The organism is Methylobacterium sp. WL19 (genome assembly GCF_008040005.1).
Lineage (GTDB): Bacteria > Pseudomonadota > Alphaproteobacteria > Rhizobiales > Beijerinckiaceae > Methylobacterium > Methylobacterium bullatum.
This window is the reverse complement of sequence record NZ_VRVC01000064.1, coordinates 22,373-29,168: the sequence shown is the minus strand read 5'-3', so window position 1 is coordinate 29,168 and position 6,796 is coordinate 22,373. Positions and strand designations below refer to the sequence as shown.

The window sequence follows — 6,796 nt, the reverse complement described above, 5'->3', positions numbered from 1 at the left end:
GGGCCGGAGCGGTCAGCGGCTGCTCGGGGGCACGAAAGGTGGGGGCGGGCTGTGCCGCCCTGGCCCTCGCTTCCGCACGCAGGCGCTCGGCCACTTCAGCGATCCGCTGCTCGGTCTGGACGATCTCGGGGTTGTTCTGCGAATGCGCGGTGATCAGCGCCGGCTCGATGCCGGTGGCCACCACGGAGACGCGGATGATGCCGTCGAGGCTCTCGTCGAAGGTGGCGCCGAGGATGATGTTGGCGTCCGAATCCACTTCCTCGCGGATGCGGGTGGCGGCTTCGTCGAGCTCGTAGAGGGTGAGGTCGTTGCCGCCGGTGATCGAGATCAGCAGGCCGCGCGCGCCCTTCATCGACACGTCGTCGAGGAGCGGGTTGGCGATGGCGGCTTCGGCGGCGCGGTTGGCGCGCTTCTCGCCCGACGCCTCGCCGGTGCCCATCATGGCCTTGCCCATGCCGCGCATGATCGCGCGGACGTCGGCGAAGTCGAGGTTGATGAGGCCTTCCTTGACCATCAGGTCGGTGATGCAGGCGACGCCCGAATAGAGCACCTGGTCGGCCATGGCGAAGGCGTCGGCGAAGGTGGTCTTCTCGTTGGCGACCCGGAACAGGTTCTGGTTCGGGATCACGATGAGGGTGTCGACGGCGGCCTGGAGCTCCTGGATGCCGGCCTCGGCGGTGCGCATGCGGCGCACGCCCTCGAACTGGAAGGGCTTGGTGACGACGCCGACGGTGAGGATGCCCATGTCGCGGGCGGCGCGGGCGATGACGGGGGCCGCACCGGTGCCGGTGCCGCCGCCCATGCCGGCGGTGATGAAGCACATGTGAGCGCCCGAGAGCTGGTCACGGATCTCGTCGATGACCTCGTCGGCGGCGGCCGAGCCGACCTCGGGGTGCGAGCCGGCGCCGAGCCCCTGCGTCACGCCGAGGCCCATCTGGATCACGCGCTCGGCCTTGGAGGAGGTGAGCGCCTGGGCGTCCGTGTTCGCGACCACGAACTCGCAGCCCAGCAGGCCGGATTCGATCATGTTGTTGACGGCGTTGCCGCCGGCGCCGCCGACACCGAAGACGGTGATGCGGGGCTTGAGTTCGCGGATGTCAGGCGCCTGGAGAGAGATGGCCATGGTGTCGAGCCCTTCGTGCCGTTTTCGCGTTGCCGATGAGCGCCTCCGCAAAGGCGCCGATTGTGTCGTCGCCCCCCCCCCTTCCGGGGGCGGGCCTCGTCTCTAGAAACTCTCCCGCAACCAACGGTACACGCGGGGGATGTAGCCGTCGGTTCCGGTGCCCAGGAGAGCGCTGTGCCCCCGCGGCTCGAAATGTTCCGCATGCGCCACCTGCGGGTAGACCAGCAGGCCCACCGCGGCGGAGAAGGCGGGTCCCTTGGCGGCCTCCGGCAGGCCGCGGATGCCCAGCGGCCGGCCGATCCGCACCTGGCCCTGCATCACCCGGCGGGCGACCTCGGGCAGACCGACGAGCTGGCTCGCGCCCCCCGTCAGCACCACCCGGCGGCCGGCCTGGGCGGCGAAGCCCGCGTTGCGGAGACGATCGCGAACGAGTTCGACGATCTCCTCCACCCGCGGCTTGATGATCCGCACGAGCTGCGAGCGCGGCACGTGGGTGGGGGCGTCGCCCTCGTCCTCGCCGACCCCGTGGACCGCGATCATGTCGCGCTCGTCGGAGGCGGTGGAGATCGCCGAGCCGTACAGGGTCTTGAGCCGCTCGGCCGCCACCACCCGGGTGGAGAGGCCGCGGGCGATGTCCATGGTGACGTGGTGGCCACCCACCGCCAGGGCGTCCACGTGGACGAGGTGACCGCCCTCGAACACGCCGAAGCTGGTGGTGCCGCCGCCCATGTCGACGACGCAGACGCCCATTTCGGCTTCGTCGTCGACGAGGGCGGAGAGCCCGGCGGCATAGGGGGTGGCGATCACCGCCTCGACGCCGAGATGGCAATGTTCAACCGCCAGCATCAGGTTGCGGGCGGCGGCGGCCTCCGCCGTGACCACGTGGAGATCGACGCCGAGGGACTCGCCGATCATCCCGGTGGGATCGATGACCGCGCCCTGGCCGTCGATGGCATAACCGGTGGGAAGGGCGTGGAGCACGGTGCGGCCGGGGCTGACGCCATGGGCGCTCGCCGTCTCCAGGGCGCGCTCCACGTCGGCGCCCATGACGGTGCCGCTGCGGACGCCGACATGGGCCTCGAAATGCTGCGAGCCGAGGCGGCCGCCGGAGATGTTGACGATGACCGACTGGACCTCGACCTTGGCCATCCGCTCGGCGGCGTGGACCGCCTGGCGGATCGCCCCTTCGGCGGCCTCGAGATCGACGATGGCACCGCCCTTGAGGCCGTGCGAGCGCTGATGCCCGATGCCGATGATGCGGGCGAAATGGGTCCGTCCGCGCAGGGTGGTGAGGGCCTCGGCCGGCTGGAGCTCGGCGATGAGGCAGACCACCTTGCTCGTGCCGATGTCGAGCACCGAGAGGATGGTGCTCCGGCGCGCGGAGAGCGGTTTCATACGCGGCGTGAGGCCGTGTTGCGCGTGCATCGGATTACCGGGCGAAGGAGGCGGGAAGGGCGGGCTGGCGGGACGCGAGAGGCGCCGGACGGATCGTACGGCTCATGTCTCGGTTCCCTTGCCCTTCGGCTTCTTCTTCTGGGATTCGGCGCGCGTGGCGGCCGCCTCCTCCGTGAGCCGCACCACCACCCGGTCGGGCAGCCGCAGGTCCACGGCGATGATGTCCTTCTCGAGGATGCGGCTGTCGCGCTCGAGCTTGACGAGGCGGGCCAGGGCCTCGGCGGCCCCGGTCTCGGGCAGGCGGATGTCGACGCCGTCGAGCTTCAGGGTCCAGCGCCGGCCGGACACGTAGGTGCCGGCCTTGACCCGCTCGCCAAGTTCCCCCGCCGCCTCGATGAGGGCGAGGTAATCCTTGAGGCGCTCGTTGGCCTCTTCGCCCACCACCAGGGGGAGCGCGGCGTAGCGGTCGTCGCGCATCTCGTCGATGACGGTGCCGTCGGCGGCGATGACCGAGATCTCGCCATTGCGCTGCCACAGGGCGGCGGGCTCGCGCTCGACCTGGTTGATGACGATCTCGTTCGGATAGACCTTGCGCACCGAGACGCTGGAAATCAGCGGCACATCGAGGAGGCGCTGGCGCGCTTCGGCGACGTCGAGGAAGACCACGGACGAGTGGCCGTCGATGCCGGCCGCCTGCAGCACTTCCCGCTCATAGAGACGGGAGATGCCCGAAATGGTGACGCGCTCGACGCCGAAACCGGCCAGCCGGGCCAGGACGTCCGAGACGTGGCCGTTCTCCAGCACGAAGCGGTCGTAGCGGCCGCTGGCGACGAAACCGGTCACCGACAGGACGGCGAAGGTGACCGCGAGGGTCAGCGTGCCCGCGTGCCGCGGAATGCGCCGCTCGATCGGCTGCCCGAGCCGCGAACGGCGCGAGCGCAGCATGGGGCGCACCAGTCGCGGCAGGCGCGCCGCCAGACCGGCGACGAGCGAGCCCGGACCGGGCGCGGGGGTTCCGTCGACGCCAGCCTGACCGGCGGCGTTCAACGACCCAGAGTAGCGTCCTCCACCATCCATCGGACGAGCTCACCGAAACTCAAGCCAGCGTAGGCTGCGATCTCCGGCACAAGGCTCGTCTTGGTCATCCCGGGCTGCGTGTTGACCTCCAGGACGACGAGGGCACCGGTTCCACCCGGTGTGTCGTCGTATCGAAGGTCCGCACGGCTGATGCCCCGGCATCCAAGTGCTTGATGCGCCGTTAACGACAACTCTTGGACACGCTGGTAAATTTTTGGTTTAATTTCTGCCGGGAGGACGTGGATCGACCCCCCCTCGGCGTACTTCGCATCGAAGTCGTACCACTCCCCCGAGGCGGGCTTGATCTCGATGACCCCGAGGGCCTTGTCCCCCATCACCGCGCAGGTGAGTTCGCGGCCCGCAACGTAAGTCTCCGCAAGAACTTGCTCCCCGTAGACCCACTCGTCCGAGGCGAGAATCTGGGGCGGATGGGAGCGCCCGTCCTGGACGATGATGACGCCCATGGAGGAGCCTTCGGCGATGGGTTTGATCACGTAGGGCGGAGTTAACGGGTGTGACTTCGCGGCATCATGACGGTTAACGACCAGCCCCTCCGGAACGCTCACCCCGGCGGCCTTCATGATCGTTTTGGCACGTTCCTTATGCATCGCCAGGGCCGAGGCCAGGACGCCCGAATGGGTGTAGGGAATGCGCAGGATTTCAAGCAGACCCTGGATCGTGCCGTCCTCGCCGGCCGGACCGTGCAGGGCGTTGAGGGCCACGTCCGGGCGCAACTCCGTGAGCACGGTGGCGATGTCCGGCCCGACATCCACCTGCGTGACGCGGAACCCCTCCCCTTCGAGGGCGTCCGCGCAGGCGCGGCCCGAGTTCAGGGAGACCTGACGCTCGGAGGACCATCCGCCCATGAGGACGGCGACGTGCTTGGACATGGGCGAAGCTCCAGAATCGGGCGGGGAAACGAATGTGCGGGTGAGCGTCACGCGCCGCCGATCAGCGCGCGGATGCGTGTGAACACGAGGTCCGCCGAATCGGCCCGGAGGGAGCCGATCCGGCGAAGGATGCGGGACGGCTCGATGCAGGCGATCTTGATCGGACGCACCACCGATGCGGTGACCAGACCGGCCTCGTCGAGATCCTCGATCGCGAGGTCGCCGGGCATGGCGGCGTTGCGGGCGCTGGTGATCATCGCGACCCAGACGAACCCGGCCCGCGCGACATCCGCGCCGGAGACGACCAGGGCCGGCCGGCGCTTCTCGACGAGGCGATCCGCATAGGGAAAGGGCACGACGATCACCGCTCCAGGCGAGAAGCCGCCCGGATCAGAGGTGGGCATAATCTTCGTCGTCCGCACTGCCCGCCCATTCCGTGAAGGTCACGAACGGGTCGTCCCCCTCCGGAGGGGCCTTCTCGATGCGGACGCCCTCCTCGGTCAGGACGTAGCGCAGACGATCCCCCGGCCCAACCGCCAGCCGCTCGCGGACTTCCGCGGGCAGCACCGTCTGGCTCTTGACCGAGATCTTCGAATAGGCGGCGCGAACGCTACGATCCAGCATGCATCCCTCCGGCTCTCGCCTTACGTCTTACCGGCTTACGCCACTGCGTTCAAACCGATCCGCTTGATCTCCCAATGCAGCTCGACGCCCGACGTCTCGCGCACCCGGCGGCGGACTTCCTCGCCGAGTCCCTCGATATCGGCGGCGGTGGCGCCATCGCGGTTGATCAGGAAGTTGCAGTGCATCTCCGAGACCTGGGCGCCGCCCATCGTCAGTCCACGGCAGCCGGCGGCATCGACGAGTTGCCATGCCTTGCCGCCCGGCGGGTTCTTGAAGGTCGAGCCGCCGGTGCGCTCGCGGATCGGCTGGGCCGCCTCGCGGGCGGCGGTGACGCGGTCCATTTCCGATTCGATGTCCTGGCGGTCGCCGGGACGGCCCCGGAACAGCGCGCTCGTGAAAATCACGTCCTCGGGCGCCTCGCTGTGGCGGTAGGTGAAGCCCATCTCGGCATGGGTGAAGCGCCGCAGCGCTCCCGAGCGGTCGATGCCGCGCGCCTCCACCAGCACGTCGGTGGTCTCCCCGCCATGCGCGCCGGCATTCATGCGCAGCGCGCCGCCGATGGAGCCGGGAATGCCCCGGAAGAAGGCCAATCCGTCGAGGGACGCCTCGGCCGCGGCCTTGGCGAGGCGCATGTCCGGCACCGCGGTCCCGGCCCGCAGGGTCTCGCCGTCGATCTCGACGGACCCGAAGGCCTTGCCGCCGAGCCGGATGGTGATTCCGGGAATGCCGCCGTCGCGGACGATCAGGTTAGAGCCGAGGCCGATCACGGTCACCGGAAGCGCGGGGTCGAGGGCGCTGAGGAGATGGGCCAGATCCTCCTCGTCGGCCGGCGTGAACAGCACCTGCGCCGGCCCGCCGACGCGGAACCAGGTGAGGTCGGACAGCGACGGGTTGGCCAGCAGCCGCCCGCGCAGGGCGGGAGCGGCGGCGCGGATCTCAGGGGTGATGTCGGGAAAGGCGGTCATCGAATCCCTTGCCTTCCGGCATATTCAACGGAAAGTTGTTGGCGGCCGCAACAGGTGGTGGCATGGGCCGAACGATCGTCTACACCCGTCCCGCGGCTCGGGCGCTCGCCCGTATGCCGGCCAACACCGAAGCGCAGATACGCGAGAAACTGAGAACCCTCGCCGACGATCCCGCGGCTCTGTCCAACAACATCAAGGCCCTGAAAGGGGCCGAGGGGTTTCGCCTGCGGATCGGCGATTGGCGCGTGATCTTCACGATCGAGCCGGATCGGGTCATTGTGCATGCCGTCGGTCCCCGCGGCTCGATCTACGGGTAGGATCCAGCACCATGACCATCGTGCGCACGCAGACACCGTCCGGCGAATCCATCGTCATCATGCCCGAAGCCGAGTTCGAGCGGCTGGCCGCTTTGGCCGAGGATGCATCGGACCTGCAGACATTGGTCACGTCGCAGACCCGGCTCGCTTCCGGCGAGGACGAGTTGCTGAATGAAGCCGATCTCGATGCCTTGCGCCACGCACCGTCTCCGCTCGCCTTCTGGCGCGCACGACGTGGCCTGTCGACGACCGAACTTGCGGCACGCAGCGGCATTTCACACGCGGATCTGACGGCCATTGAGGACGGCACCGGGACGAGCGACATCGTCGTCCTTCGCTCACTGGCCGACGCGCTCGGCGTCGACCTGGAAGACCTCGTCCCGGCCGCACCGGTGATCTGAGCGG

The 6,796-nt window shown here is 69.0% G+C and carries 9 protein-coding genes; 2 read left to right on the top strand and 7 right to left on the bottom strand.

The features are described 5' to 3' along the window. The 7 genes from ftsZ to murB all read right to left on the bottom strand — a co-directional run. Positions 1 to 1,123, bottom strand: a 1,123-nt coding sequence (gene ftsZ / locus FV220_RS14065) for a cell division protein FtsZ (protein ID WP_147832093.1), incomplete at its 3' end; no start/stop codon positions are given. Between the two features lie 102 nt (positions 1,124 to 1,225). After that, positions 1,226 to 2,548, bottom strand: coding sequence for a cell division protein FtsA (gene ftsA / locus FV220_RS14060; RefSeq protein ID WP_026175606.1), 1,323 nt, complete (start codon positions 2,546 to 2,548; stop codon positions 1,226 to 1,228). A gap of 72 nt (positions 2,549 to 2,620) precedes the next feature. Further along, complete coding sequence (locus FV220_RS14055) at positions 2,621 to 3,595, bottom strand: cell division protein FtsQ/DivIB (protein WP_026175605.1); 975 nt, start codon at positions 3,593 to 3,595, stop codon at positions 2,621 to 2,623. Beyond that, positions 3,562 to 4,485: a D-alanine--D-alanine ligase gene (locus tag FV220_RS14050; RefSeq protein WP_056147480.1), complete on the bottom strand. Its 924-nt coding sequence runs from the start codon at positions 4,483 to 4,485 to the stop codon at positions 3,562 to 3,564. Before FV220_RS14050 ends, FV220_RS14055 begins: the two co-directional genes overlap by 34 nt. Positions 4,486 to 4,532: 47 nt before the next feature. After that, positions 4,533 to 4,889 (bottom strand): type II toxin-antitoxin system PemK/MazF family toxin, encoded by a 357-nt coding sequence (locus FV220_RS14045; RefSeq protein WP_056147482.1) that lies wholly within the window; start codon positions 4,887 to 4,889, stop codon positions 4,533 to 4,535. Beyond that, the gene (locus FV220_RS14040) at positions 4,876 to 5,109 is read right to left on the bottom strand and encodes an AbrB family transcriptional regulator (RefSeq protein WP_056147485.1); all 234 of its coding nucleotides are present in this window, start codon (positions 5,107 to 5,109) and stop codon (positions 4,876 to 4,878) included. The genes FV220_RS14045 and FV220_RS14040 overlap by 14 nt, the downstream gene beginning before the upstream one ends. Before the next feature lie 35 nt (positions 5,110 to 5,144). Next, a complete protein-coding gene (gene murB, locus FV220_RS14035; protein ID WP_056147498.1) occupies positions 5,145 to 6,074 on the bottom strand; it encodes a UDP-N-acetylmuramate dehydrogenase in 930 nt (309 codons plus the stop codon). Positions 6,075 to 6,136: 62 nt separating this feature from the next. Between murB and FV220_RS14030 the strand changes: the two genes are divergently transcribed. Next, complete coding sequence (locus FV220_RS14030) at positions 6,137 to 6,391, top strand: type II toxin-antitoxin system RelE/ParE family toxin (protein ID WP_082473252.1); 255 nt, start codon at positions 6,137 to 6,139, stop codon at positions 6,389 to 6,391. Positions 6,392 to 6,402: 11 nt separating this feature from the next. Further along, positions 6,403 to 6,792, top strand: a complete 390-nt coding sequence (locus tag FV220_RS14025) for a helix-turn-helix transcriptional regulator (RefSeq protein WP_056147501.1) — start codon at positions 6,403 to 6,405, stop codon at positions 6,790 to 6,792. The last annotated feature ends 4 nt before the right edge of the window (positions 6,793 to 6,796 follow it).